This window comes from Protaetiibacter mangrovi (assembly GCF_024752305.1).
GTDB classification, from domain to species: Bacteria; Actinomycetota; Actinomycetes; order Actinomycetales; family Microbacteriaceae; genus Homoserinibacter; species Homoserinibacter mangrovi.
Genome location: NZ_JANTHX010000005.1, coordinates 110,519 through 135,585 on the forward strand (window position 1 = coordinate 110,519; position 25,067 = coordinate 135,585).

Genomic DNA, 25,067 nt, shown 5'->3' on the forward strand with positions numbered 1-25,067 from the left:
CGCGGCGGAGCGGATTCGGTTTCGGGACGCATTCCCCCGCGTGCGCCCCTTCGGGAGCGCCCCGTCCAGGGGCGCGGGGGCATGCGTCCGCAAGAGGGCCATCCGACCCCGCGGAGCGTCGCGTGCGAGCTACTCGGGCGGGGGGAGGGCGTAGCGGGTCTGGCCGGCCTCGGGTGCGGGGAACAGGCGGCGCAGCTCCTCGCGGATCTGCTCGGCGCTGCGGTAGGTGAGGCCCAGCATCGCGACGTGCTTCCAGCGGATCACGCCGTCGCCGTCGAGGATGAACACGGAGCGGCGCACCGCGAGGTTGCCGAGCATCACGCCGTACGCGCTGGAAACGCCCTCGGTGTCGGCGAGCAGCGGGAAGGTGATGCCCTGGGCGCGGGCGAACTCCTCGTGGCTCTCGACCCCCTGCAGGCTGATGCCCCACACCTGGGCGCCGAGGTCCTCGAACCCTTTCAACTGGTCCTGGTAGCTGCACAGCTGCTCGGTGCAGACTTTGCTGGCGTCGAGCGGGTAGAAGGCCAGCACCATGGGGGCGCCGCGGCGGCTCGACAGGCGGAACTCGTCGTGCTCGACGGTCCCGTCCTGGAATCGGATGCCGCGCAGTGCGAAGTCGGGGGCGAGGTCGCCGATCTCGGTTCCGGTCACTCACGCCACTCTACGTGACGCGTCAACTTCTCGGGGGACGGCGGGGATGCGCTCGGGGGACGGGTCTCAGCCCGGAGGCGGCGGCAGCTCGAACCGGACGGCGCCGTCGGTCGGCGGGGGCAGTTCGAAGCGGGTGGCTCCCGCGGCGGGCGGGGGCGGCGCGGCATCGGTCGCAGACTCCGGCGCCTGCGTCGCGATCGCCGACTCCCCCGAGTCGGGCTCAGACATGCGCGCGAGTCTATTGACCTCCTCGGGCGTCGGGGAGTCCCCTATCCGGGGAGTCCGAACAGCCCCGGCCACCACGCCGCCGCGAGCGGGTAGCCGACGAACGCGATGGCGTCGACCAGGAAGTGCGCCACCAGGAACGGCAGCAGGCGCCCGGTGCGGGCGAACAGGAAGCCGAAGACCACGCCCATGAGCAGGTTCCCGACGAACGCCCCCGGGCCCTGGTAGAGGTGGTAGCTCGCGCGGAACACCGAGGTGGCCAGGACGATGGGCCAGACGCCCCAGCCGAGCCGACGGAGGCGGTCGAAGAGGTAGCCCAGCACCACGAACTCCTCCTGGACGGCGGCTCGCGCTGCCGAGAGCAGCAGCACCGGGACCGTCCACCAGTGGTCGCCGAGACCGCCCGGGTCGACCGCCACGAACAGCCCGAGCGCCCGCCCGCCCGCGTAGAGCGCCAGGCCGGGGATCCCGATCGCGGCGACGAGACCCGCACCCCACACGATGTCACGGCCGACCCGTCGTCCGTCGAGGCCGAGCGGCGCGAGGTGCGGCCGCCGCGGCGCCCAGACGAGGAAGCACACGAGCAGCACCGGAACGAGGGCGAACACGATCGCGAGCAGCTGATAGATGAGGTCGAAGACCTCGCGGTCGCTGAGCGAGGGGTTGAGCGTCGCGGTCTGGTCGGCGAGCGCCGTCTCGCGCGTCAGCCGGTACGCGAGCGCGACGATCGCGTAGACCGCCGACTGCCCGAGACCGAGCGCCAGCACGATGGCGATCTCCCACCACAGGCGTGCCTGCGACGGTTCGAGCCGCTCATCCGGGGGCGGCGCGGGGGCGGCGGCGCTCATCCGCGCTCGGCGGGAGGGAGGGCGCACGCCGGGGTGCCGCCGGGGAGCAGGTGCCGGTAGCGGGCGACGGCGGCGTAGGCGACGGCGGCGACCCAGGAGATCGGCGGCGTGGCGAGGAGCCAGCCGGCGAACCGCCAGCCCGGACCGCGCTGGCAGCGCAACAGGGCGGAGAGCGCGAGATGGCCGCCGAGCTGACGGGTGGGGGAGACGTACCAGGCGTAGTGGGTCACGTCGTGTCGATCCAGCCCGAGCTCGCCGTAGTCGATCCACTGGTAGGGCACGGCCTCCGGGAACCGCGGGAGCAGCTCGGCGAGGCGATTCACCCAGGTCGTGCAGAAGGCGCAGTCGCCGTCGAAGATCAGGATCGGCCGGGTGACGGGCTTCGGGACACGCGCGAGGGGCACCCCCCGATGCTACGCCGCACGCCTTTTCGCGCGAGATCGGCCTCGGCCGCGGACGGTACGCAGCATCGTGTCATCTCGCGCCGGTTTCTTGCGCTCAATCGACTGCTGTGCAAGAAACCAGCGGAGCGGTTTCCTCCGTGTAACGATTCCCGTCGCGGGTTTGGTGGTGGTGGAGCAGCCACTTAAGGTTGCAGGCATCACCGCCATGCGCGCCACACGCTCGCATGGCGTCCCATTGTGTACAGGAGGAACTGTGCGAATCTCTCGCATCGCAGCAGCAGCCGGAGGCGTCGTCATCGCCGCCGCGCTCGTCCTCTCCGGTTGTGCGTCCGACAGCGGCGACACCGGGGGAGGATCGGCATCGACCGGCGTCGTCAACGTCGCCTGGGGTGAGCCGGAGAACCCGCTGATCCCGGCCAACACCAACGAGGTGAACGGCGGTCAGGTTCTCAACAACATGTTCGCCGGTCTGGTCTACTACAAGGCCGACGGATCGTGGGACTACGACGCCGCCGAGTCGATCGAGTCCGACGACTACATCACGTGGACGGTCAAGCTCAAGGCCGACCAGACGTTCTCCGACGGCACCCCCGTCACGTCCGACTCCTTCGTCAAGGCGTGGCAGTGGGCGGCCTCGAACCCCGACCTCCTGAACCAGTGGTGGTTCATCGACGCGATCGCGTTCAAGGGCGGCACCTACGACGGTGGCGAGAACACCCTCGACCTGACGGTCGTCGACGACACCACCTTCACGGTCGTTCTCGACCAGCCCCGCGCCGACTTCCCCGTCGCCCTGGGCTACACGGTGTTCTTCCCGCTGCCGGACTCGTTCTTCGACGACCCGGACGCGTTCGGCGACGCCCCCATCGGCAACGGCCCCTACAAGCTCTCGGACGAGGGCTGGGTCCACGGTGAGTCCCTGTCGCTCGTGCCGAACGACGGCTACACCGGCCCGCGCAAGGCGCAGAACGGCGGCCTGAACTTCAAGGTCTACGCGACGCAGGACGCCGCCTACGCCGACCTGCTCTCGGACAACGTCGACGTGATCGACACCGTCCCGACGAACGCGCTGGCGACCTTCAAGGACGACCTGGGCGACCGCGCGGTCGAGCAGGCGAGCGCCGTGTTCCAGTCGTTCACGATGAACTACAACCTCGAGCACTTCGGTGACAACGAGGAGGGCAAGCTGCGTCGCGCCGCGATCTCGCACGCCATCGACCGCGCGGAGATCACCGACGTGATCTTCCAGGGCACCCGCACCCCCGCCGAGGACTTCACCTCGCCGGTCATCGCGGGCTTCGACCCGGCGTCGATCGAGGGCTCGGACGTCATGAAGTACGACCCGGCGATGGCCAAGGACCTGTGGGCCCAGGCTGACGCGATCAGCCCCTGGTCCGGCACGTTCCAGCTCGCGTACAACGCGGATGGCGGCCACCAGGAGTGGGTCGACGCGACCGTCAACTCGATCAAGAACTCGCTCGGCATCGACGCCGTCGGCCTCCCGTACCCGGACTTCAAGGGTCTGCGTACCGAGGTCAACGACCGCACGATCAAGGCGGCGTTCCGCACCGGTTGGCAGTTCGACTTCCCGTCGCAGGCCAACATCCTCGGCGCGCTGTACGTGACCGGTTCGGGCTCGAACGACGCCGACTACTCCAACGAGAACTTCGACAAGCTGTTCCGTGAGGGCCTCGCCGCCCCCACCCAGGAGGAGCAGTCGAAGATCTTCAACGAGGCCCAGGGGCAGCTCTTCACCGACCTGCCCGCGATCCCGCTCTGGTACGGCGCCGTCACCGCCGGTTACTCGACGCTGGTCGACAACGTGGAGTACGGCTGGGACAGCTGGCCGATCCTCTACAACGTGACCAAGTCCGAGTAAGAGCGATCGCACTACGCACCGTGGGGCGGCGTCGATACGGCGCCGCCCCACGGGGTGCGTTCCCCCTGAGTTTCTGAAACGCTGAAATCCCTATGCTCTGGTACATCGTCAGGCGCCTCTTGCAGGGCATCCCTGTCTTCTTCGGGTCGACGTTCATCATCTTCTCGATGGTGTTCCTCACCCCCGGCAACCCCGTCCTCCGCATGTTCGGCGACCGCACCCCGGCGCCCGAGCAGGTGGCGGCGCTCGAGGAGAAGTTCCACCTCAACGAGCCCTTCCTCACCCGGTACTTCCTGTACCTGGGCGACATCCTCCAGGGCAACCTCGGCACCACCTACGCCGGGCAGTCGGTGAACGAGATCCTCGCCCGCACCTTCCCGACGACGCTGCGTCTCGCGCTTCTGGCGGTCATCATCCAGCTCGTGATCGGCGTGCTCGTCGGTCTCATCTCGGGGCTGCGCAAGGGCGGGATCTTCGACAACGTCTCGCTCCTCGTGACCCTGCTCATCATCTCGATGCCGGTCTTCGTGCTCGCCTTCGTGGCGCAGTGGATCTTCGGCATCCAGCTGGGCTGGTTCCGGCCGACCGTGGGCGCCGGCGCCCCGTGGAGCGACCTGATACTCCCCGCGATCGTGCTCGCGGGCCTCAACATGGCGTATGTGGTGCGGCTGACGCGCGCCTCCGTCATCGAGACCAGCCAGAACGACTTCGTGCGGATGGCGTACGGCAAGGGACTGTCGCGAGGGCGCGTCATCCCCGTGCACATCCTGCGCAACTCGATGATCCCCGTGACCACGAACCTCGCCGCCGACTTCGGCATCCTGATCGTCGGCGCGACCGTCACCGAGGGAATCTTCAACGTACCGGGCGTCGGCAACGAGCTCTTCAAGGCGATCAACCGCGGGGACACCCCGGAGATCGTCTCCATCGTGACGATCCTCGTCATCGTCTACGTGCTCGTGAACATCGCCATCGACGTCCTGTACGGCGTGCTCGACCCGAGGATCCGCTATGTCAAGTAAGAACCCTGTCCGCACCGCCCCGCACTACGTCGCAGAGGTCGACGAAGGCGGCCTCGGTGCGGTCGACGCGGTGCGCGTCAGCGACCGCAAGTCGAATCTGTGGCTCGACGCCTGGCGTGACCTCCGCGGCCGCTGGATGTTCTGGGTCTCGGCCGTCATCATCCTGTTCATCGTGTTCGTGGCGCTGTTCCCGGGCGCGCTGACCCAGGTGCCGCCGAACGACAACTGCATCCTGAGCGTGAAGACCCAGGACCAGGCCGATGCGCTCGGCGTGCCGATCGGCACGCGCATCTCGGACCACGGCCCGCTGCCCGGCCACCCGCTCGGGTTCACCAAGCAGGGCTGCGACGTGTTCTCGCGTATCGTGCACGGCACGGGCACCTCGCTCTCGGTCGGCATCATCGTGACGGTGCTCGTCGCCGTGATGGGCATCGTCATCGGCGCCTTCGCCGGATACTTCGGCGGCTGGCTCGACTCGTTCCTGATGCGACTCGGCGACATCTTCTTCGCGATCCCGTACATCCTCGCGGCGGTCGTGATCATGTCGCTGTTCCTGCATGACCGGAACATCTGGATCATCTCGCTCGCGATCGGCTTCTTCAGTTGGCCATCCACGGCGCGCATCCTGAGATCCGAGGTGCTGAGGGTGAGGAACCTCGACTACGTGATGGCGTCGGAGTCCATCGGGCTCTCGAAGTTCCGCACGATGTTCATGCACGTGCTGCCGAACTCCATCGCGCCGGTCATCATCATCTCGACGGTCGGTCTCGCCGGAGCCATCACCGCGGAGGCGACCCTGTCGTTCCTCGGCGTCGGTCTGCCCAACAACATCTACATGTCGTGGGGCAACGACATCTCGGCGGCCCAGACGAGCCTGCGCACCGCGCCGCAGACCCTCATCTACCCGTCCATCGCCCTGTCCGTGACCGTGCTCGCCTTCATCATGCTGGGCGAGACCGTGCGCGACGCGCTCGACCCGAAGGCGAGGGCGACCCGATGAGCGCTCTGGAACCCCTGCTCTCCGTCGAGGACCTGCAGGTCGCGTTCAAGACGCAGGACGGCTTCGTGCCGGCCGTGCGCGGCGTGAGCTTCGACGTCTACCCGGGCGAGACGATCGCCATCGTCGGCGAGTCGGGCTCCGGCAAGTCGACGACCGCGCACGCCATCATCAACCTGCTGCCGGGCAGCGGGCGGATCACGGGCGGCAAGGTGCTGTTCGAGGGTCGCGACCTCTCCCAGCTCAAGCGCGGCGAGATGGAGGCCGTGCGCGGCAAGGAGATCGGCCTCGTCCCGCAGGACCCGATGAACTCGCTGAACCCGGTGCACCGCATCGGCTTCCAGGTCGAGGAGACGATCCGTGCGAACGGGCTCGCCACCTCGAAGCGCGACGTGCGCAAGCGCGCCGTCGAGGTGCTCAAGGAGGCCGGCCTCGCGGACGCCGATCAGCGGCTGCGCCAGTTCCCGCACGAGTTCTCGGGCGGCATGCGGCAGCGCGTGCTCATCGGCATCGGCCTGTCGTCGCACCCCAAGCTGGTGATCGCCGACGAACCGACGAGCGCGCTCGACGTCACGGTGCAGAAGAAGATCCTCGACCACCTCGAGCACCTGACCGCGGAACGCGGTACGGCCGTGATCTTCATCACGCACGACCTGGGGCTCGCCGCGGAGCGCGCCGAGAACCTGGTCGTCATGCACCGCGGCAAGATCGTGGAGTCGGGCCCCGCCCGCGAGATCCTGCAGAACCCGCGGCACCCCTACACCAAGCGGCTGGTCTCGGCGGCGCCGAGCCTCGCATCCCAGCGCATCCAGGCCGCCGCGGCGACCGGTGCGCCGATCGGCTCGGTGGAGGTCGAGGGCGAGGAGCCCACGCTCAGCCTGCTGACGGTGGCGGAGCGCGCAGCCGAGGCGTCCGTGGACGCCCCTCCGGTCATCGAGTTCCGCGACGTCACCAAGGTGTTCAAGATCCGCACCGGCGGGCCCCGTTCGATCCCGTTCACCGCGGTCGACAAGGTCTCGTTCCAGGTGCCCAAGGGGTCGACCATGGCGCTCGTGGGCGAGTCCGGCTCGGGCAAGTCGACGGCCGCCAAGCTGCTGCTGCGGCTCGAGGACATCACGTCCGGCACGATCCACGTCGACGGCAAGGACATCACGGAGCTCGGCAAGCAGGAGCTGCTCGCGCTGCGTCGCAAGATGCAGCCGGTGTTCCAGGACCCGTACGGCTCGCTCGACCCGCTGCACAACATCGGCAACACCATCGCGGAGCCGCTCAACGTGCACCGCGTCGGCGACGCCAAGACGCGCAAGGCGCGCGTTCTCGAGGTGCTCGACCAGGTCGCGCTGCCGCAGACCGTGCTGGCGCGCTACCCGAACGAGCTCTCGGGCGGGCAGCGGCAGCGCGTCGCGATCGCGCGCGCGCTCGCGCTCAAGCCCGAGATCGTCGTGCTCGACGAGGCGGTGTCCGCGCTCGACGTGCTCGTGCAGGCGCAGGTGCTCAACCTGCTGGCCGAGCTGCAGTCCGAGCTGGGGCTCACCTACCTGTTCATCACGCACGACCTGGCGGTCGTGCGCGTCATCGCCGACCACGTGTCGGTGATGCAGCAGGGCAAGATCGTCGAGCAGGCGACCGTGGGCGAGGTCTTCGACAACCCGAAGACCGCGTACACCCGCGAGCTGCTCGCCGCCATCCCCGGCGTCGACATCCCGCTGGGGGCCTGAACCCGCGCCTAGGGTGGAGAGGGTGACCTCCCCCCGCTTCCCGGCTCTCGCCGCCGCCGTGCTCGTCACGGCGGCGGCGCTGGCGGGCTGCACGGATCAGGACCGGATCGTCGAGGGCTCGACGGTCGCGGTCGCGGTCGACGGAACCCTCACCTCGCTCAACCCGAACAGCTCCTACGGTCGCGCGTCGGAGGTCAACGCCGACGTCGCCTACCTGACGGGCACCTCGTTCGCGTATCCGGACGACGCCTACGGTCTCGTGCGAGACACGAGCTTCGGCAGCGCCGAGCGGACCGCCGACGACCCCCTGACCGTGCGGTACACGATCGCCGAGGGGGTCACCTGGTCGGACGGGGTGCCCGTGACGCCCGCGGATCTGCTGCTCGCCTGGGCGGCCAACTCGGGGGCGCTCGACACGCCCGACGTCGACCCCGAGGCCTACGTCGACGCGGAGTCGGGGCGCCTCACCGAGCTGCCCGGCGACGTCGTGTACTTCGACGGAGCCCGGGGGAGGGGTCTCGAGCGCGCCACCCAGACCCCGCAGCTCGGCGACGACGGGCGATCGCTGTTCGTGCACTTCGACGAGTTCACCCCCGGCTGGGAGACCGCCCTGGCGCCGGGGCTGCCCGCCCACGTGGTGGCGTCGCGTGCGCTCGGACTGCCGCTCGGCGACGCGGCGGCCTCGGCGGACCCGGATGCGGCGGACGCGCGCGCGGCCCAGGACGCGCTCGTGTCGGCCGTGGACGACGCCGATCCCGCCGCGCTCTCGGCGATCGCGAACGTGTGGAACAGCGGGTACGACCTCACCGGCGCCGCACCCGACCCGGAGCTGCTGGTCGCGAGCGGCCCGTACCTCGTCTCCGAGGTGCGCGACGGCAGGGTCACCCTCACAGCGAACCCGCGGTATCGCGGCGCGCGGGCCCCCGCGATCCAGACGATCGTGCTCTCGACCGTCGCCGACCCGGCCGAGCTGGTGCGCCGCTTCCAGGACGGCACGGTCGACGTCGCCTCCCCGGCGCCCGACCCCGGAGTCGCGAGCGAGCTGAGCGAGGTGCCCGGAGTGACCGTCACCGCCGGCTCCGAGGCGACCTTCGAGCACCTCGATCTGCAGTTCGCGGACTCGAAGAGCGGCGCCTTCGGCGACCCGCGGGTGCGGCAGGCGTTCCTGCACGTGGTGCCGAGGCAGCAGATCCTCGACGAGCTGGTGGTGCCGGACCAGGTCGACGCGGGGCTGCTCGACTCGTTCGTGCTGCGCCCCGGTGCGCCGGGTTACGACGACACCATCGCCGACAACGGATCGGCCGACTACCAGTCGACCGACGTCGACGCCGCGCGCAGTCTGCTGGCGGAGGCGGGCGTCGGCGCGCCCGAGGTGTGCATCCTGTTCGACCCCGCCGACGCGCGCCGGGTCGCCGAGTTCGAGCTGATCCGCACCTCGGCGGCTCGTGCGGGCTTCCGCGTGACCGACTGCTCGCGGTCCGACTGGACGAGCATCCTCGGGGTGGCGGGCGCCTACGATGCCGCGCTGTTCGCCTGGGACACGACGCGGCTCGGCCCGGGAGCCGTCGCGGCGGTGTTCCGCAGCGACTCGGCCGTCGCCAACCTCAACCACTACTCCGATCCGCGTGCGGACGAGCTGGTCGACGCGATCACGGGCACCGACGACCCCGAGGCGCAGAGTGCCGCGCTCGGCGAGCTCGACGCCGTGCTGTGGGCGGACGCGTACGGCGTGCCGCTGTTCGCGCATCCGACCCTCACCGCCGTCTCGGACCGCGTGGCGGGCGTCACGCGGTCCCCGCTGGCCCGCGGAGTGCTCTGGGACGCGTGGTCCTGGACGCCCGCGACCCCGAGCGCGAGCCCGGCGGCGGGCTGACCGGTAGGATGGGGTGTCGCGCATCGCGCGCCGTCGACTTCCCCTCCAACATCCCGAGGTTCCCGCATGCCCATCGCTCACCGCTCCGATCTGCGCAACGTCGCGATCGTCGCCCACGTCGACCACGGCAAGACGACGCTCGTCGACGCCATGCTCCGTCAGACGAACTCCTTCGGCTCGCACGAGCACGTCGAGGAGCGCGCCATGGACTCCAACGACCTCGAGCGCGAGAAGGGCATCACGATCCTCGCCAAGAACACGGCGATCATCTACGAGGGCCTCCACGCGACCGACGGTCCCGTCACGATCAACGTCATCGACACCCCGGGTCACGCCGACTTCGGCGGCGAGGTCGAGCGCGGCCTGTCGATGGTCGACGGCGTCGTGCTGCTCGTCGACGCATCCGAGGGGCCCCTGCCCCAGACCCGCTTCGTGCTGCGCAAGGCCCTCGAGGCGAAGCTGCCCGTGATCCTCGCGGTCAACAAGACCGACCGACCCGACGCCCGCATCGACGAGGTCGTCGAGGAGAGCCACGACCTGCTGCTCGGGCTCGCGAGCGACCTGCACGACGACATGCCCGACCTCGACGTCGACGCGCTGCTCGAGCTGCCGGTGATCTACGCCTCGGGGCGCAACGGCGCCGCGTCCTGGAACCAGCCCGCGAACGGCGCGCTGCCCGACAACGACGACCTCGAGCCGCTGTTCGACGCGATCCTCACGCACGTGCCCGCACCGTCGTACGACGACGAGGCACCGCTGCAGGCCTGGGTGACCAACCTCGACTCCTCGCCGTTCCTCGGCCGCATCGCCCTGCTGCGCGTCTTCGCCGGCCAGATCAAGAAGGGGCAGACCGTCGCCTGGGTGCGAAGCGACGGCACGCACTCGAACGTGCGGATCACGGAGCTGCTCAAGACCCGCGCCCTCGACCGCTACCCCGCCGAGGAGGCCCACGCGGGCGACATCGTCGCGGTCTCGGGCATCGAGGAGATCACGATCGGCGAGACGATCGCCGACCCCGACGACATCCGTCCGCTGCCCGCCATCGAGGTCGACGAGCCGGCCATCTCGATGACGATCGGCACCAACACCTCGCCCATCGTCGGCAAGGTCAAGGGCCACAAGCTCACCGCCCGCATGGTGAAGGACCGGCTCGACCGCGAGCTCATCGGCAACGTCTCCATCCGCGTCGTCGACATCGGCCGCCCGGATGCGTGGGAGGTGCAGGGGCGCGGCGAGCTCGCGCTCGCGATCCTGGTCGAGAACATGCGCCGCGAGGGCTTCGAGCTCACCGTCGGCAAGCCGCAGGTGGTCACCAAGCAGGTCGACGGCAAGGTGCACGAGCCCTTCGAGCACCTGACGATCGACGCCCCCGAGGAGCATCTCGGCGCCATCACCCAGTTGCTCGCCGCCCGCAAGGGCCGCATGGACGGCATGACCAACCACGGCACCGGCTGGGTGCGCATGGAGTTCGTCGTGCCCTCGCGCGGACTCATCGGCTTCCGCACCGAGTTCCTCACCATCACCCGCGGCACCGGCATCGCGAACGCCATCTCGCACGGCTACGAGCCGTGGGCCGGCACCATCACGACCCGCGTCAACGGCTCGATCGTCGCCGACCGCGCGGGCGTCGTCACGCCGAACGCGATCGTCGCCCTGCAGGAGCGCATGTCGTTCTTCGTGAAGCCGACGCAGGAGGTCTACGAGGGCATGGTCATCGGCGAGAACTCGCGCGCCGACGACATGGACGTCAACATCACCAAGGAGAAGCAGCTCACCAACATCCGCTCCTCCACCTCGGACAACTTCGAGAAGATGACGCCCTCGCGCGAGCTCACCCTCGAGGAGTGCCTCGAGTTCGCCCGCGAGGACGAGTGCGTCGAGGTGACCCCGGAGATCGTGCGGATCCGCAAGGTCGTGCTCGACCAGACCGAGCGCGCCCGCGCGGCGAGCCGCCTCAAGCGGCAGAATCAGAACGCGTAGCGGCGTCAACCCTCCGGGGCGCGTCGCGCGTCGTGACAGCGACACCACCACGGAGGTCCCCATGTCGCACCGCATCCGCATCGCCGCCGCCCTCGCCGCGCTGACGCTCGCCACAGGCGCGCTCACCGGCTGCTCGCTCATCCCGAACCCGGTCCGCGACATCGTGGAGCAGGGCACGGGGGGAGGCGGGTCAGGCTCGGACAACCCGCTCGGCTCCATCCCCGCCGATTTCCCCTCCGAGGTGCCGCTCGTCGACGGGGACGTCATCGCCGGGCTCAAGGTGAACGACCGCAGTTGGGGCGTGACGATCCGCGTCGCCGACGAGGCGGCCGCCGATCAGGCCAAGCAGCTGATGCTCGACGCGGGCTTCACCGAGCTCATCGAGGGCGCGTCGGCCTACGAGAAGGACGACCTGAAGGTCGTCATCGTCGCGGGTCCGGCCGACGACGACGAGGGCGGCTACGCCGTCGCGTACACCGTCGTCATCGTCACCGAGTAGCGCGCCGCGCGTCATCCGACCGCCGCGATCCGTTCACCCGCGTGGGGTTGGATCGCGGCGGTGGAACGAAAGGGGATGCTGCTCGCCGTCGGGGTGCTCGGTGCCCTCGCCGCGGTCGGCGTCGGCCTCCGTGCGGCCCTCGCCCACCAGGCCGCTCTCGCCCGGCGACGGATCGGCAAGCCGCACGGTGACGACGTGCCCCGCTCGGATCGCATCTGGCGACCCCGGCTCGCGGGCGAGCCGCTCGAGCTGCTCGTGATGGGCGACTCCGTCGCGGCGGGGCTCGGCGCGCACCGCCGCAAGGACACCCCGGGCGCGCGCCTGGCGAAAGGCCTCGCCCGTGCGACCGCCCGACCGGTCGAACTGCGCACCGTCGCCGTCGTCGGAGCGGAGACCTCGTCGCTCGCCGCACAGCTCGATGCCCTGCCCCGCGGTTACCGGCCGGATGTCGCGCTCGTGATCGTGGGTGGCAACGACGTGACCCACCGCATCCCCCTCTCGACCTCGACCGCGCACTTGCGCGACGCCGTCGAGCGACTCCGCGATCTCGGCGCCGAGGTGATCGTCGGGACGTGCCCCGACCTCGGCGCGGTGCGTACCGTGCCGCAACCCCTGCGCGAGCTGCTGTCGCGGCTGTCTCGACGGCTCGCGGCCGCGCAGGCGGCGACCGCCGCATCCGCGGGGGCGCGCGTCGTCTCGCTGCGTCAGGCGGTGGGCGGGTACTTCGTGGCCAGCCCCGACGAGGCGTTCGGCATCGACGGCTTCCACCCCAGTGCGCTCGGCTATCGCCGCACTGCCGAGGCGCTGCTCCCCGCGGCGGTCGCCGCCCTCGCCACACCGAGTGCTACCGAAACCGGCGACCGCCACCCGTCCACGGGTAGCGCTCGCCGGTTTCGGTAGCGCTCGCGGATCAGGCGAGGAGGGCGTCGCCGATCGAGCCGCCCTCCGGCACCCCCGCGGGGATCGCGAAGACCGCCGAGCCCACGTGGCGCAGGTACTCGTTCAGGCCGTCGCGGGCGAGCGAGCGCTGCACGGTCACGAAGCGCGCCGGGTCGTTCTGGAAGCTGAGGAAGAACAAGCCTGCGTCGAGGCGGCCGAGCTCGTCGTTGCCGTCGACGAAGTTGTAGCCGCGGCGCAGCAGCCGGATGCCGCCGTTGACGTCCGGATGCGCGAGCCGCACGTGCGCGTCGGCCGCGATCGCCGGCGTGCCGTCGGCGTCCGTCGCGTCGAGGTCGATCGGGGCGAACTCGGTGCCGCCCGAGAGCGGCCCGCCCTCGCCCTTGGTGCGACCGACGAGGTCCTCCTGCTCGGCCAGCTGCACGCGGTCCCAGCTCTCGATGATCATCCGGATGCGGCGGGCCACCAGGTAGCTGCCCCCCACCATCCAGTCGGGGCCCTGCTCGGACGACACCCAGACGTGCTCGGCGACCTCGGCGGGCTCCTCCGCCTTGAGGTTGGCGGTGCCGTCCTTGAAGCCGAACAGGTTCCGCGGGGTCACCTGGCTCGTCGAGGTCGAGGAGGTGCGCCCGAACCCGAGCTGCGACCAGCGCAAGCTCGCGCGACCGAACGCGATGCGGCTGAGGTTGCGGATGGCGTGCACCGCCACCTGCGGATCGTCGGCGCACGCCTGCACGCACAGGTCGCCGCCGGAGCGCGCGGGGTCGAGGGCGTCGCCCGTGAAGCGGGGGAGCGGCTCGAGGGCCGGCGGTCGGCGGTCGGCGAGACCGAAGCGGTCGACGCCCTCCGCGGTCTCGAACAGCGTGGGGCCGAAGCCGAAGGTGATCGTGAGCCCCGACGGCGGCAGCCCCAGCGCCTCGCCGGTGTCCTCGGGCGGCGCGTACGGCGAACCGTCCACCGCGCCGGTCTCGCCCACCTCGAGACCCTGCGTCATGCGCGCCGCGGCGTCCGTCCAGTCGGCGAGCAGGCTCGCCAGCTCGTCGCGGGTGGCGCCGTCGGCGAGGTCGAACGCGGCGAAGTGCAGCCGATCCTGGGCCGGCGTGGTGATGCCGGCCTGGTGCCCGCCGTAGAAGTCGTAGCGGGTCGTGCTCCCCGATCCGGATGCCGCCCCGGCCACCGACGCGGCGAGCGCGCCGCCCGCCGCCCCGCCCACCACGAGGCCCGCGCCGCCGACGGCGGCGAGGCCGAGCAGCCCGCGGCGCGAGATGCCGTCGTCGGGCCCGGGTGGGGTGGGCGGGGATGCGGTCATCAGACTCCGAGGACGGTGCTGGTCAGCTGCGAGAGGGGCTCGGCGAGCGCGTTGACGGCGTCGGAGAGCTGCTTGCGCTGCGCGTCGGTCACCTGATCGTAGGGGGTGAAGCCGTCGTCGACGGAGCCGTACTGCGCGAGCACCGTCTCGAGGGCGTCGAACTGCTTCCGGATCTCGCTCGCGAGGGTCTCGCCCTCGTCGCTCGTCGAGGCGAGCTTCTCGACGTTGCCGAAGGCCACGGAGGCGCCGTCGACGTTCGCCGCGAAGTCGGAGAGGTCGGTGTGCGACCACCAGTCCTCCTCGCCCGAGATCTTGCCGGTGGCGACCTCGTCGAGCAGCCCGATGGCGCCGTTCGAGATGTCGGACAGGCTCACCGTGAACGTCGGGTCGGAGACGAGGTCGAGCAGCTGCTGCACGTCGGCGACGAGCTGGTCGCCGAACCGCGTGCGCTGCTCGGGCGTGGACGGCTGCCAGTCGAGCCAGGCGCTCGTGCCGTCCGAGTTCAGGGCGTCGGCATCCGGAACCCAGAGGTCCTTCTCGATGCGGTGGAACCCGGTCCAGTCGAGGCCCTCGGCCACGGCGTCGACCTCGCGGTAGTCGATCTTCGGGTCGAGGTCGCCGAACGCCTCGGCCGTCGGCTCGATGCGCTCGTAGGGCACGCGGGCGGCCGCGAACAGGGTGCGGGCCGTCGCATCGTCGCCCGCCTGGTAGGCGGCGACCAGCTGCTGCACCCGCGGGAGCAGCTCGCCGGCCTGCGAGCGGATGTAGGCGATGTAGTTCGTCACAGCCTCGTCCTCGAGCGCCTGGCGGTCGGCGTCCACGACGGCGGCCTCGCCCGTGACGGTGAACTCGGCGAGCCCGATCGGCTCGCCCACCAGCTGGAACTTGCACGCCGTGTAGTACGTGCCCGGGTCCAGCTGCACGGTGTAGCTGACGGGCTGGCCGGGCGCGATGTTCTCCTTCTCGCCGACGATCCGCAGCTTGTCGTCGGCGAGGATCTCGAACTCGTTGAGGTCGCTGCCCGTGTTGTCGAGCTCGAAGGTGATGGCACCCGCGGGGGCGGTGTCGGCCGAGACCGCGCAGCTCGTGTCGGTGATCGCCACGTTCAGGGCGTCGCCGGCCGGGGTGTTCGGCACGCAGCCGGTGAGCAGGAGGGCGGATGCGCCGAGCGCCGCGGCGGCGGCGAGCGGGAGGCGGGTGGGCATGGGTCTCCTCGGGGATGTGCGGGGCGGGGATCGGGGTGCTGCGGGTCAGGCGGTGTGCTCCACCGCATCCGGGACACGGCGGGTGGGTGCCGGGCCGGATGAGGTGGCGGGGCGGGGCGAGCGCCGGCTGCGGCGCAGGAACACGGTGCCCGTCACGACGATGTAGCCGAGCCATGCGATGACCTGGGCCCAGGTGGGCTCCGGGGTGAAGTTGAAGACGCCGGCGAGCACCATGCCGTACCAGCTGGTGGCGGGGACGAGGGCGGCGAGGCTGAACGCGGGCTGGCCCGCGCCGGGGATGACCCCCGCCTCCTGCAGGTCGCCGACGCCGTAGGCCAGCACTCCGGCCGCGACGACGATGAGGAAGATGCCCGTCCAGCGGAAGAACACGGCGAGGTTGATGCGCACGAAGCCGCGGTAGATCAGGTAGGAGATGACGGCGGCGCCGAGCAGCCCGAGCACCGCGCCGAGGGTGCCGAGCACGGGCTCGCCGGTGGAGGTGGTCGCTGCCCAGACGAAGAGCGCGGTCTCGACCCCCTCGCGGCCGACGCTCACGACGCCGAGCACCACGAGCCCCCAGCCGGCACCGCGGGCGATGGCACCGTCGAGGCCCTGCTCGAGCTCGCCCTTGAGGCCCCGCGAGTGGCGCAGCATCCAGAAGATCATCCAGGTGACGAGACCCACCGCGAGGATCGACAGCGAACCCCCGAGGATCTCCTGCGCCTGGAAGCTCAGGCCGAAGGGCCCCCAGGTGAGCAGCGCGCCCACGCCCAGCGAGAGCGCGATCGCGAGCGAGATGCCGATCCAGAGGCGGGGGATCAGCTCGTCGCGGCCGAGCTTCTTCAGGTAGGCGACGAGGATGCCGACCACGAGACCGGCCTCGAGGCCTTCGCGGAGGCCGATGAGCACGTTCGCGAGCACGGGGGACTTTCCGGGTTTCTGGACGGGATTAGGTAAGGCGATCCTTACCGGCTCAGCGAGCCTACGCCCGTCGACCCCCGCTGTCCACTCGGAGCTCGGGCTATCGTGGCGACGTGAGTCCCCTGCTGCGCGCCGGAGTCGCCGTCCTGGCGGCCGTCGTCGGCGCCGTCGTCGGCCTCGTCACGACCTTCGCCCACGCGCAGTCGCCCCCGTGGGTGCTGCTCGGCGGTCTGCTGCTCGTCGCCGGCTACGTGCTCGGTGTCCGGCTCGCCTTCGAGGACCCGATCGCGACCTCCGCCGGCGCCCTCGGTGTGCTGGCGCCCGTCGGCTACGTGCTGCTGGTGCAGGGCGACGCCGTCGTCATCGGCGACGACGCGCTCGGCATCGCCTGGATCGTGGCGGTGCCCACCGTGATCGCGGCGGCCGCGGCCTGGCCGATCCGCCGACGTCCGGAACCCGGGTCCGAGTCGCCATAGGATGAGACGGTGACCTACGTCATCGCCCTTCCCTGCGTGGATGTCAAAGACCGCGCCTGCATCGACGAGTGCCCCGTCGACTGCATCTACGAGGGCGACCGCATGCTCTACATCCACCCCGACGAGTGCGTCGACTGCGGTGCGTGCGAGCCGGTCTGCCCCGTCGAGGCCATCTACTACGAAGACGACCTGCCCGAGCAGTGGAGCGACTACTACAAGGCCAACGTCGAGTTCTTCGAGGAGATCGGATCGCCGGGCGGCGCCGCCAAGGTCGGTGTGATCGCGGGAGATCACCCGGTCGTCGCCGCGCTGCCGCCCCAGGGCGAGTGACCGTGTCGTTGGAGTTGCCCGACTTCCCCTGGGATCTGCTGACGCCGTACGCCGACCAGGCGCGGGCGCATCCGGACGGCATCGTCGACCTGTCGGTCGGTTCCCCCGTCGACCCCACCCCGGCATCCGTGCGGGAGGCGCTCGCCGCCGCAACCGACGCGCACGCCTACCCCGCGACCTCCGGATCGCCCGCGCTGCGCGAGGCGATCGTCGAGTGGTACGCCCGGCGCCGCGGTGTGCCCGACCTCACCGTCGACAACGTCATCCCGACCATCGGGTCGAAGGAGTTCGTGGCGCTGCTGCCGAGGCTGCTCGGCCTCGGGCCGGGCGACGTCGTCGTGCAGCCCACCGCCGCGTACCCGAGCTACGCCGTGGGCGCGGCCGTCGTCGGCGCCACCGTGCTCAGCTCCGACGAGCCCGAGGAGTGGCCGGCCGAGACCAGGCTCGTGTGGCTCAACAGCCCGGGCAACCCCGACGGGCGGGTGCACTCCCTCGCCTTCCTGCGTCGCGCGGTGGTGCGCGCCCGCGAGCTGGGCGCGGTCATCGCGAACGACGAATGCTACGCCGAGCTCGACTGGGGCTCCGACGAGCCCACCCCGAGCATCCTGCACCCGGAGGTGACGCAGGGCTCGCGGCGGCTGACGCTCTCGGTGTACTCGCTGTCGAAGCAGTCGAACCTCGCCGGCTACCGTGCGGCGTTCGTGGCCGGCTGCAGCGACCTCGTGGGCGAGCTGCTGACCGTGCGCAAGCACCTCGGGCTCATGCCCCCGGCACCCGTGCAGGCGGCGATGATCGCGGCCCTCGCCGACGAGGAGCACGTCGCGGCGCAGAAGGAGCTGTACCGGCGGCGGCGCGAGGCGCTCACCGCGGCGCTCACGGCATCCGGGTTCCGCATCGACGGCTCCGAGGCCGGCCTCTACCTCTGGGCGAGCCGCGACGAGGACTGCTGGCAGACCGTCGCCGCGCTCGCGCGCATCGGCATCCTGGTGGCACCCGGATCGTTCTACGGCGAGGCCGGGACGCGGCACGTGCGGGTGGCCCTCACTGCCACCGATGCGAGGGTAGACGAGGCCGTCTCCCGTCTGCGCGCCGGTAGGCTGTAACGGTGAGCGACACGACGAGCAACGAGAAGGTGACCCTGAACCTCGGCCATCGGGTCGCGGAGTTCCCGGTGCTGGCGGCCGTCGACGGCCGCGACGCGGTCGACCTGTCGTCGTTCACCAAGCAGACCGGCTACAACACCTTCGACCCCGGGTTCGTGAACACCGCCGCCACGCGCAGCGCGATCACCTACATCGACGGCGACGAGGGCATCCTGCGCTACCGCGGCTACGCCATCGAGGATCTCGCCGCGAACTCCACCTACCTCGAGGTCGCCTGGCTGCTCATCTACGGCGAGCTGCCGACGCCGTCCGAGCTCGCCGAGTTCTCGGAGAAGGTGCGACGCCACACGCTGCTGCACGAGGACCTCAAGCGCTTCTTCTCGGCCCTGCCGCACACCGCGCACCCCATGTCGGTGCTGTCGGCCGCGGTGTCGGCGCTGTCGACCTACTACGAGGACTCGCTCGACCCGAAGAACCCCGAGATGGTCGAGCTGTCGACCATCCGCCTGCTCGCGAAGCTGCCGGTCATCGCCGCCTACGCCCACAAGAAGTCGCTCGGCCAGGCGTTCCTCTACCCCGACAACTCGCTCGACTTCGTCGAGAACTTCCTGAAGCTCAACTTCGGCAACCTCGCCGAGGTGTACGACGTGAACCCCGTGCTCGTGAAGGCGCTCGACCGACTGCTCATCCTCCACGAGGACCACGAGCAGAACGCCTCCACCTCGACGGTGCGGCTGGTGGGCTCGACGGAGGCGAACATGTTCGCGTCGATCTCCGCCGGCATCAACGCGCTGTACGGCCCGCTGCACGGCGGCGCCAACGAGGCGGTGCTGCGCATGCTCGCGCAGATCCAGGACTCGGGCGAGTCGGTGTCGAAGTTCGTCGAGCGGGTGAAGGCCAAGGAGGACGGCATCCGCCTCATGGGCTTCGGGCACCGCGTCTACAAGAACTACGACCCGCGCGCGAAACTCGTGAAGGAGTCGGCCGACGAGGTGCTCGCCGACCTCGGCGTGAAGGACCCGCTGCTCGACATCGCCAAGGAGCTCGAGCAGATCGCCCTCGACGACGAGTACTTCCAGGAGCGACGTCTCTACCCGAACGTCGACTTCTACACCGGCGTGATCTACAAGGCGATGGGCTTCCCGACCCGCATGTTCACCGTGCTCTTCGCGATCGGCCGCCTGCCCGGCTGGATCGCCCACTGGCGCGAGGCGAACGACGACGCCGGCACCAAGATCGGCCGTCCGCAGCAGCTCTACGTGGGCCCCGCCCCGCGCCCCTGGCCCGCCGGCCGCTGACCCGCGCCGCCGCCGCGTCGCGGCGCCTCGGGCGTTGCTCCCCGTCCGCCCACCTCGTCGACTACGTCGAAAATGCAGGAACTTCGAGCCGCCGCGTCCGGGAACGCTGGGTAGCAGTCGGCGACGCGCCCGACATCTCCTGCATTTTCCACCCAGTGGTCGCGACTTCGGGATCCGTGAATCGGGGTATCAGCGGTGGTCGCCGCGTGCGAGCGCGGCGCGGATCGACGCCATCACCTCATCCGGGCGGTACACGACCTGCACGTAGCTGAAGTGCAGCACCCGGTAGCCGCGGATGCCGAGCCGGGCGTCGCGCGCACGGTCCCGTTCGAACGCGCCGGAGTTGTCGTGGTGCTCCTTCCCGTCGACTTCGATGACGAGGCGACCGAGAAGGAAGTCGACACGCATGTCGTCGATCCACTGCTGGGTGAGAAACGGGATGCCTGCTCGGATGAGATGCCACCGCAGAACGGATTCCGGGAAGGACTCCGACCGGGGGTCGACAAAGGAGAGGATCTCGCCTCGCTCACCCGGAAGGCGACGGCGCAGCTCACGGAGGTCCGATCGGTTCAGGACCCGACTCGAGAGCCCGCTGTCGAGCGCACCGAGCACCCACTGCGGCGCGTGGCACGCGGCGAGGTCGACGATGCATTCGATCGGCGTCGCGCGGAATCGATCGTGTGCTTCGGCATCCCTCCAATGGAGGACGACCCGATCGTCGGGTTCGTCGGAGAGCCGGATGCGCCGATCATCCGGGCGCCTCATTCGCGCATCGTGCGGTGGCACGATCACGTGGAGGTGGTCGTCGGGCGGCGACCACATTCCGAAGCTCGATACCGCGTTCACGCAGGTGAGTAGGCCCCCCACCCTCCAGGCAGCAGCGAGGAGCCCGTCGATCTCGTTGAGTGCATACCATCCGTTGCGAATTCTCTGCACCCATCGCTGTCGGACGGCGTAGTCGAGTGCACGGTAGGTCCACCCCATCTTCAGCAGGGCGTGCGCTGGGGCGAGGCCGCCGAGGCTTCGGAGATCTGCGGTCAGGCTCATCCGCAGCATGCTGACCACCTCGGACCGCATCCCGTCGCATGGGTCGGGTATCGGCGCGCAACATCAGAGTCGACCGCCCGTGCAGGAGAGGAGGTGAGGTCGAAAATGCAGGAGAATCCGGGCGTGTCCCCTGTTCAATCCCTGTGAAACCAGGGTCGGCAGCTTTGGGTTCCTGCATTTTCGACCCGACTGCAGGGTGGGGACGACGCGGCGGGTACGGCTAGGCGTGCAGTTGGGCGTTGAGCTCGACGCCGTGGCCGGCGCGGGGGAGCGCCTCGACGGCCCCGGAGAGGGAGTTGCGGCGGAACAGGATGCCGGGCACGCCCGAGAGCTCCACGGCCTTCACCGTGCGGGGGCCCGCCGGCAGCAGGTAGGTGATCTTGGTGCCGGCGGTCACGTAGAGGCCGGCCTCGACGACCGAGTCGTCGCCGATCGAGATGCCGATGCCGGAGTTCGCCCCGAGCAGCGCGCGCTCGCCGATGACGACGCGCTGGGTGCCGCCGCCCGAGAGGGTGCCCATGATCGACGCGCCGCCGCCCACATCCGAGCCGTCGCCCACGACGACGCCCTGCGAGATGCGGCCCTCGACCATCGAGGCGCCGAGGGTGCCGGCGTTGTAGTTCACGAAGCCCTCGTGCATCACGGTCGTGCCGGGGGAGAGGTGCGCGCCGAGCCGCACGCGCGCCGCATCCGCGATGCGCACGCGCTCGGGCACCACGTAGTCGAGCAGCCGGGGGAACTTGTCGACCCCGTGCACCGACACCCCCGCCCGCTGCAGGCGCCCGCGGCCGCTCTGCAGCACCGACGGATGCGCGGGGCCGGCGGTCGTCCACGCCACGATCGGCAGGTGGGCGAAGACGCCGTCGAGGTTGACCTCGTTGGGCTTCACCAGCAGGTGCGACAGCAGGTGCAGCCGCAGGTAGGCGTCGGGGGTGGACGCGGGCGGGGCGTCGGTGTCGATCTCGACGAGGACCGCCGCCGTGGTCACCTGCCGCACCTCGTCGTCTCCCACCCCGTCGCCCACCTCGGCGGGTGCGACGGCATCCGCGGGGGCCGCTCCCAGGGCGGGTGCGGGGAACCAGGTGTCGAGCACGGTGCCGTCGGCGGCGGTCGTGGCCAGTCCGTGGCCCCAGGCGGTCGTCATGACTCCAGGCTATCGGCCCGACCGCGGCGCGATCCGCGGGCCGGTCGTACGATCGCCTGGTGCGCAGGCTCGCGATCGCGGTCGCCGCGGTTCTCGCCGCGGTGCTGATGTGGGGCGAGCTCGTGCACCTGCGGGCCTCCACGAGGCGGCTGGGCGGCGCCGCGGGGGCCGACGGCCCCCAGGTCGTCGTCGGACTCGGCTACGGCAACCGCGGAACGCGCGCGAACCTCGTCAACCGGCAGCGGGTGCGGGCGGCCGTCCGCACCTTCCGCGGTGCGCCCGGAGACCGACTCGTGTTCAGCGGGGGCCCCGTGCACAGCCCGGTGCCCGAGGCCGAGCTGATGGCGCACTACGCACGCGAGGAGCTGGGCGTGCGGGGCGAGATCCTCGTCGAGACGCGCAGCCGCAACACCCGCGAGAACGTGCGCAACGTCGTGCCGCTGCTCGAGGGCGCCGCCCGCATCGCCCTCGTGTCGAATCCGCTGCACGGCGAGTACGCCCGCGCGGAGCTGCGGCGCATCCGCCCCGACCTGGCCGAGCGCCTGGTGCGGGCCGACGACTACCGCGTCGGCGAGCAGCTGCTGCTGAAGCCCGTGATGGCGGTGATCGGCCTCCGGGCGCTGCGCGGGCTGCCCCGCCCGTAGGCTGGGTTCGTGCCCGCGCTCGACCTCACCGCCTCCACGACCGAGCTCACCCGGCAGCTCGTCGACGTCTTCTCGGTGTCGGGGGAGGAGGCGGCGCTCGCCGACGCGATCGAGGCGGTGCTGCGCGCCCAGCCGCACCTCGAGGTGATCCGCGACGGGGACGCCGTGGTCGCCCGCACGCGGCTCGGCCGTGCCCAGCGGGTGGTCATCGCGGGCCACATCGACACCGTGCCGGTGAACGGCAACCTCCCCGCGCGCCTCGACGACGGTGGCGCGACCCTCTGGGGTCGCGGCACGGTCGACATGAAGGGCGGCTGCGCGGTCATGCTGGCGCTCGCGGTGGAGCTCGCCGCGCCTGCCGTCGACGTCACCTGGGTCTGGTACGACAACGAGGAGGTCGACTCCGCCCGGAACGGACTGGGACGCATCGCCCGCGAGCGGCCGGAGCTGCTCGAGGCGGACTTCGCGATCCTCGGCGAGCCCTCGAACGGCGAGATCGAGGGCGGCTGCAACGGCACGATCCGCGTCGACGTCACCACCCGCGGCCGCCGGGCGCATTCGGCGCGCGCTTGGATGGGCGAGAACGCCATCCACGCTGCGGCGCCGGTGCTGGAGCGGTTGGCCGCGTACGAGGCGCAGGAGGTGGAGGTCGACGGCCTCGTCTACCGTGAGAGCCTCTCGGCGGTCCGCATCTCGGGCGGGGTGGCGGGCAACGTCATCCCCGACGAGTGCACGGTGCACGTGAACTACCGCTTCGCGCCGAGCCGCAGCGGCGCCGAGGCCCTCGCCCACCTCGAGCAGCTGTTCGCGGGGCTGCCGGTCGAGATCGTCGTCGCCGACCTCGCCGAGGGCGCACGCCCCGGGCTCGACGCGCCCCTCGCGCAGCAGTTCGTGGCGGCCGTCGGGGGCGAGGCGCGCCCCAAATACGGCTGGACGGATGTGGCCCGCTTCAGCGCCCTCGGCATCCCGGCCGTCAACTACGGTCCGGGTGACCCGAGCCTCGCGCACGCTGACGACGAGCGGGTTCCGGTGGCTCAGATCGAGCGGGTCGAGGCGGGCCTGCGCCGATGGCTGACCGCCGGCTGATCACCCCGGCGCTCGTGCGCTGGCGGCTCACGCCGTGGTGGGGCCGGGTGCTCGTCGTCTATGCGCTCAGCCGCGTCGTCACGACGGTCGTCCTGCTGTGCTTCGCGGTCGTGCAGGCGCACGAGACCGGCACCACCGTGCCGGACTACTTCACCCTCGCCGCCAACTGGGACGGCCAGTGGTACTGGATCATCGCGCTGAACGGCTACCCGGCCGAGCTGCCGAAGGATGACGCGGGGCACGTCACCGAGAACGCCTGGGCGTTCCTGCCGGTGTATCCGCTGCTGCTGGGCGTGTTCGCCCGGGCCGGGTTCGGCTTCCCGGTGATCGCCGTCCTGTTCTCGCTCGCGGCGGGGGCGGGCGCCGCACTGCTGTTCGAGCGGCTGCTGCGCGGCGCGGGCCTCGGGGCGGGACAGGCGCTCACGGGCGTCGTCCTGCTCTGCACGGCGCCCCTGTCGGTGATGTTCCAGGTGTCCTACGCCGAGGCGTCGGGCCTCGCGCTGCTGTTCCTCGCCCTGCTGCTCGTGCAGCGTCGCCGTTTCGGCGTGCTGCTGCCCGTCGTGGTCGTGATGTCGCTGACCCGACCGAGCGGCCTCGCGTTCGCGTTGTTCCTGCTGCTCTACCTCGTGGCGCGGCTGGTGCGGTGGCGCCGCGACGCCGAGGCGCATCCGCTGCCCCGGCGGGAGGCGCTCGCCATCTGCGTCGCCGGGATCGTGAGCGTCGCGGCGGGCCTGCTGTGGTCGGCGATCGCGTGGGCGGTGACCGGTTCGGTGTCGGCGTACACGGATACCGAGCTCGCCTGGCGCGCCGGGTACCTCGGCTACGGGCATCTCGTGCCCTTCGCGGCATGGTTCGACGGGATCGCCTTCTGGCTGCGCTTCGCCGGTGTTCCGGAGACGGCATCCGCGGGCGCTGCGGTGGCGGTCGTGGGGGCGTCGCTCGTGCTGTTCGCGGGGTTCGTCCTCAGCCCGTGGGCGCGGCGGCTCGGGCTCGAGGTGCGCCTGTGGCTCGTGGGCTACCTCGTCTACCTCATGGCGGTGTTCTTCCCGCAGTCGAGCACCTGGCGGCTGCTGCTGCCGCTCTCGCCCGCGCTCGGCGCCTTCGCGGTGCCGCGGTCGCGCCTGTGGCGGGTGTCGCTCGTCGTGCTCGGGGTGCTCGGGCAGCTGGTGTGGGTGTACTTCTGCTGGATCCGCCTGCCCGGCGACTGGTCGCCGCCGTAGGCCCGCACCCCGCGGATTGGCCCGTGTCCGCCGCATACGGGATAATGGGGATGAGCAACCGTCGAAAGGGGACATCTCATGGCAGCCATGAAGCCGAGGACCGGTGACGGCCCGATGGAGGCTGTGAAGGAGGGTCGCCTCATCATCGTGCGCGTTCCGCTGGAGGGCGGGGGGCGTCTCGTGGTCTCGGTCAACGATGACGAGGCCAAGGAGCTGCACGACGCGCTCGCGGGCGTCATCGCGGGCTGAAACCCATCCTGAAGCGAAACCCCGCCTGGTCCTCCGGATCGG

25 protein-coding genes are annotated in these 25,067 nt (G+C 70.8%); 16 read left to right on the forward strand and 9 right to left on the reverse strand.

The features are described 5' to 3' along the window. Positions 1-129: 129 nt before the first annotated feature. The 4 genes from NUH29_RS05370 to NUH29_RS05385 form a co-directional block, all read right to left on the reverse strand. Positions 130-651: a redoxin domain-containing protein gene (locus NUH29_RS05370; RefSeq protein ID WP_258797999.1), complete on the reverse strand. Its 522-nt coding sequence runs from the start codon at positions 649-651 to the stop codon at positions 130-132. A 66-nt stretch (positions 652-717) separates the two neighbouring features. After that, positions 718-879 (reverse strand): hypothetical protein, encoded by a 162-nt coding sequence (locus NUH29_RS05375; RefSeq protein WP_258798000.1) that lies wholly within the window; start codon positions 877-879, stop codon positions 718-720. A gap of 41 nt (positions 880-920) precedes the next feature. Beyond that, on the reverse strand, positions 921-1,724 hold the full coding sequence (locus NUH29_RS05380; RefSeq protein WP_258798001.1) for a CPBP family intramembrane glutamic endopeptidase: 804 nt from the start codon (positions 1,722-1,724) through the stop codon (positions 921-923). Further along, complete coding sequence (locus NUH29_RS05385) at positions 1,721-2,128, reverse strand: DCC1-like thiol-disulfide oxidoreductase family protein (protein ID WP_258798002.1); 408 nt, start codon at positions 2,126-2,128, stop codon at positions 1,721-1,723. Before NUH29_RS05385 ends, NUH29_RS05380 begins: the two co-directional genes overlap by 4 nt. A 253-nt stretch (positions 2,129-2,381) precedes the next feature. Between NUH29_RS05385 and NUH29_RS05390 the strand changes: the two genes are divergently transcribed. The 8 genes from NUH29_RS05390 to NUH29_RS05425 all read left to right on the forward strand — a co-directional run bounded on the left by NUH29_RS05390 (position 2,382) and on the right by NUH29_RS05425 (position 12,996). Further along, positions 2,382-4,007 carry a peptide ABC transporter substrate-binding protein gene (locus tag NUH29_RS05390; protein ID WP_258798003.1) on the forward strand — a complete coding sequence of 542 codons (1,626 nt, stop codon included), beginning with the start codon at positions 2,382-2,384 and terminating at the stop codon, positions 4,005-4,007. A gap of 92 nt (positions 4,008-4,099) precedes the next feature. Further along, entirely contained in the window at positions 4,100-5,029 is a 930-nt protein-coding gene (locus NUH29_RS05395; RefSeq protein WP_258798004.1) for an ABC transporter permease, read from the forward strand. Next, entirely contained in the window at positions 5,019-6,029 is a 1,011-nt protein-coding gene (locus NUH29_RS05400; RefSeq protein ID WP_258798005.1) for an ABC transporter permease, read from the forward strand. The genes NUH29_RS05395 and NUH29_RS05400 overlap by 11 nt, the downstream gene beginning before the upstream one ends. After that, positions 6,026-7,744 carry a dipeptide ABC transporter ATP-binding protein gene (locus tag NUH29_RS05405; RefSeq protein WP_258798006.1) on the forward strand — a complete coding sequence of 573 codons (1,719 nt, stop codon included), beginning with the start codon at positions 6,026-6,028 and terminating at the stop codon, positions 7,742-7,744. The genes NUH29_RS05400 and NUH29_RS05405 overlap by 4 nt, the downstream gene beginning before the upstream one ends. Before the next feature lie 22 nt (positions 7,745-7,766). Further along, positions 7,767-9,617 (forward strand): ABC transporter family substrate-binding protein, encoded by a 1,851-nt coding sequence (locus NUH29_RS05410; RefSeq protein ID WP_258798007.1) that lies wholly within the window; start codon positions 7,767-7,769, stop codon positions 9,615-9,617. 66 nt (positions 9,618-9,683) lie between these two features. Beyond that, positions 9,684-11,597 (forward strand): translational GTPase TypA, encoded by a 1,914-nt coding sequence (gene typA / locus NUH29_RS05415; RefSeq protein WP_258798009.1) that lies wholly within the window; start codon positions 9,684-9,686, stop codon positions 11,595-11,597. A 61-nt stretch (positions 11,598-11,658) separates the two neighbouring features. Further along, the gene (locus NUH29_RS05420) at positions 11,659-12,096 is read left to right on the forward strand and encodes a hypothetical protein (RefSeq protein ID WP_258798010.1); all 438 of its coding nucleotides are present in this window, start codon (positions 11,659-11,661) and stop codon (positions 12,094-12,096) included. 60 nt (positions 12,097-12,156) lie between these two features. Beyond that, positions 12,157-12,996, forward strand: a complete 840-nt coding sequence (locus NUH29_RS05425; protein WP_258798011.1) for an SGNH/GDSL hydrolase family protein — start codon at positions 12,157-12,159, stop codon at positions 12,994-12,996. Between the two features lie 10 nt (positions 12,997-13,006). Here NUH29_RS05425 and efeB read toward each other — a convergent pair whose 3' ends face one another. From efeB to efeU, 3 genes are read right to left on the reverse strand one after another with little or no spacing between them, the layout of a single operon-like run. Further along, entirely contained in the window at positions 13,007-14,302 is a 1,296-nt protein-coding gene (gene efeB / locus NUH29_RS05430; protein ID WP_258798012.1) for an iron uptake transporter deferrochelatase/peroxidase subunit, read from the reverse strand. Further along, positions 14,302-15,507 (reverse strand): iron uptake system protein EfeO, encoded by a 1,206-nt coding sequence (gene efeO, locus NUH29_RS05435; protein WP_258798013.1) that lies wholly within the window; start codon positions 15,505-15,507, stop codon positions 14,302-14,304. Before efeO ends, efeB begins: the two co-directional genes overlap by 1 nt. A gap of 45 nt (positions 15,508-15,552) precedes the next feature. Next, positions 15,553-16,428, reverse strand: a complete 876-nt coding sequence (gene efeU / locus NUH29_RS05440) for an iron uptake transporter permease EfeU (RefSeq protein ID WP_258798014.1) — start codon at positions 16,426-16,428, stop codon at positions 15,553-15,555. A gap of 113 nt (positions 16,429-16,541) precedes the next feature. On the opposite strand from efeU, the gene NUH29_RS05445 reads away from it, so the two are divergent. The 4 genes from NUH29_RS05445 to NUH29_RS05460 are packed head-to-tail and all read left to right on the forward strand — an operon-like array spanning position 16,542 to position 19,635. Continuing rightward, entirely contained in the window at positions 16,542-16,904 is a 363-nt protein-coding gene (locus NUH29_RS05445; RefSeq protein WP_258798015.1) for a hypothetical protein, read from the forward strand. Between the two features lie 9 nt (positions 16,905-16,913). Then, positions 16,914-17,234 (forward strand): ferredoxin, encoded by a 321-nt coding sequence (fdxA, locus tag NUH29_RS05450; RefSeq protein ID WP_258798016.1) that lies wholly within the window; start codon positions 16,914-16,916, stop codon positions 17,232-17,234. A gap of 2 nt (positions 17,235-17,236) precedes the next feature. Next, entirely contained in the window at positions 17,237-18,337 is a 1,101-nt protein-coding gene (dapC, locus tag NUH29_RS05455) for a succinyldiaminopimelate transaminase (RefSeq protein WP_258798017.1), read from the forward strand. Between the two features lie 2 nt (positions 18,338-18,339). Continuing rightward, positions 18,340-19,635, forward strand: coding sequence for a citrate synthase (locus tag NUH29_RS05460; protein WP_258798018.1), 1,296 nt, complete (start codon positions 18,340-18,342; stop codon positions 19,633-19,635). A gap of 189 nt (positions 19,636-19,824) precedes the next feature. Here NUH29_RS05460 and NUH29_RS05465 read toward each other — a convergent pair whose 3' ends face one another. Together NUH29_RS05465 and dapD are read right to left on the reverse strand one after the other, a co-directional pair. Further along, the gene (locus tag NUH29_RS05465; RefSeq protein ID WP_258798019.1) at positions 19,825-20,682 is read right to left on the reverse strand and encodes a DUF559 domain-containing protein; all 858 of its coding nucleotides are present in this window, start codon (positions 20,680-20,682) and stop codon (positions 19,825-19,827) included. Positions 20,683-20,902: 220 nt separating this feature from the next. Next, the gene (dapD, locus tag NUH29_RS05470) at positions 20,903-21,826 is read right to left on the reverse strand and encodes a 2,3,4,5-tetrahydropyridine-2,6-dicarboxylate N-succinyltransferase (protein WP_258798020.1); all 924 of its coding nucleotides are present in this window, start codon (positions 21,824-21,826) and stop codon (positions 20,903-20,905) included. A 59-nt stretch (positions 21,827-21,885) separates the two neighbouring features. Here dapD and NUH29_RS05475 point away from each other — a divergent pair, with 59 nt between their 5' ends. The 4 genes from NUH29_RS05475 (at position 21,886) to NUH29_RS05490 (ending at position 25,025) form a co-directional block, all read left to right on the forward strand. Continuing rightward, complete coding sequence (locus NUH29_RS05475; RefSeq protein WP_258798021.1) at positions 21,886-22,470, forward strand: YdcF family protein; 585 nt, start codon at positions 21,886-21,888, stop codon at positions 22,468-22,470. Positions 22,471-22,479: 9 nt separating this feature from the next. Next, positions 22,480-23,556, forward strand: coding sequence for a succinyl-diaminopimelate desuccinylase (gene dapE, locus NUH29_RS05480; protein ID WP_258798022.1), 1,077 nt, complete (start codon positions 22,480-22,482; stop codon positions 23,554-23,556). Continuing rightward, complete coding sequence (locus tag NUH29_RS05485) at positions 23,538-24,776, forward strand: hypothetical protein (RefSeq protein WP_258798023.1); 1,239 nt, start codon at positions 23,538-23,540, stop codon at positions 24,774-24,776. Before dapE ends, NUH29_RS05485 begins: the two co-directional genes overlap by 19 nt. A gap of 78 nt (positions 24,777-24,854) precedes the next feature. Continuing rightward, a complete protein-coding gene (locus NUH29_RS05490; protein WP_130489111.1) occupies positions 24,855-25,025 on the forward strand; it encodes a DUF3117 domain-containing protein in 171 nt (56 codons plus the stop codon). Positions 25,026-25,067: the final 42 nt, after the last annotated feature.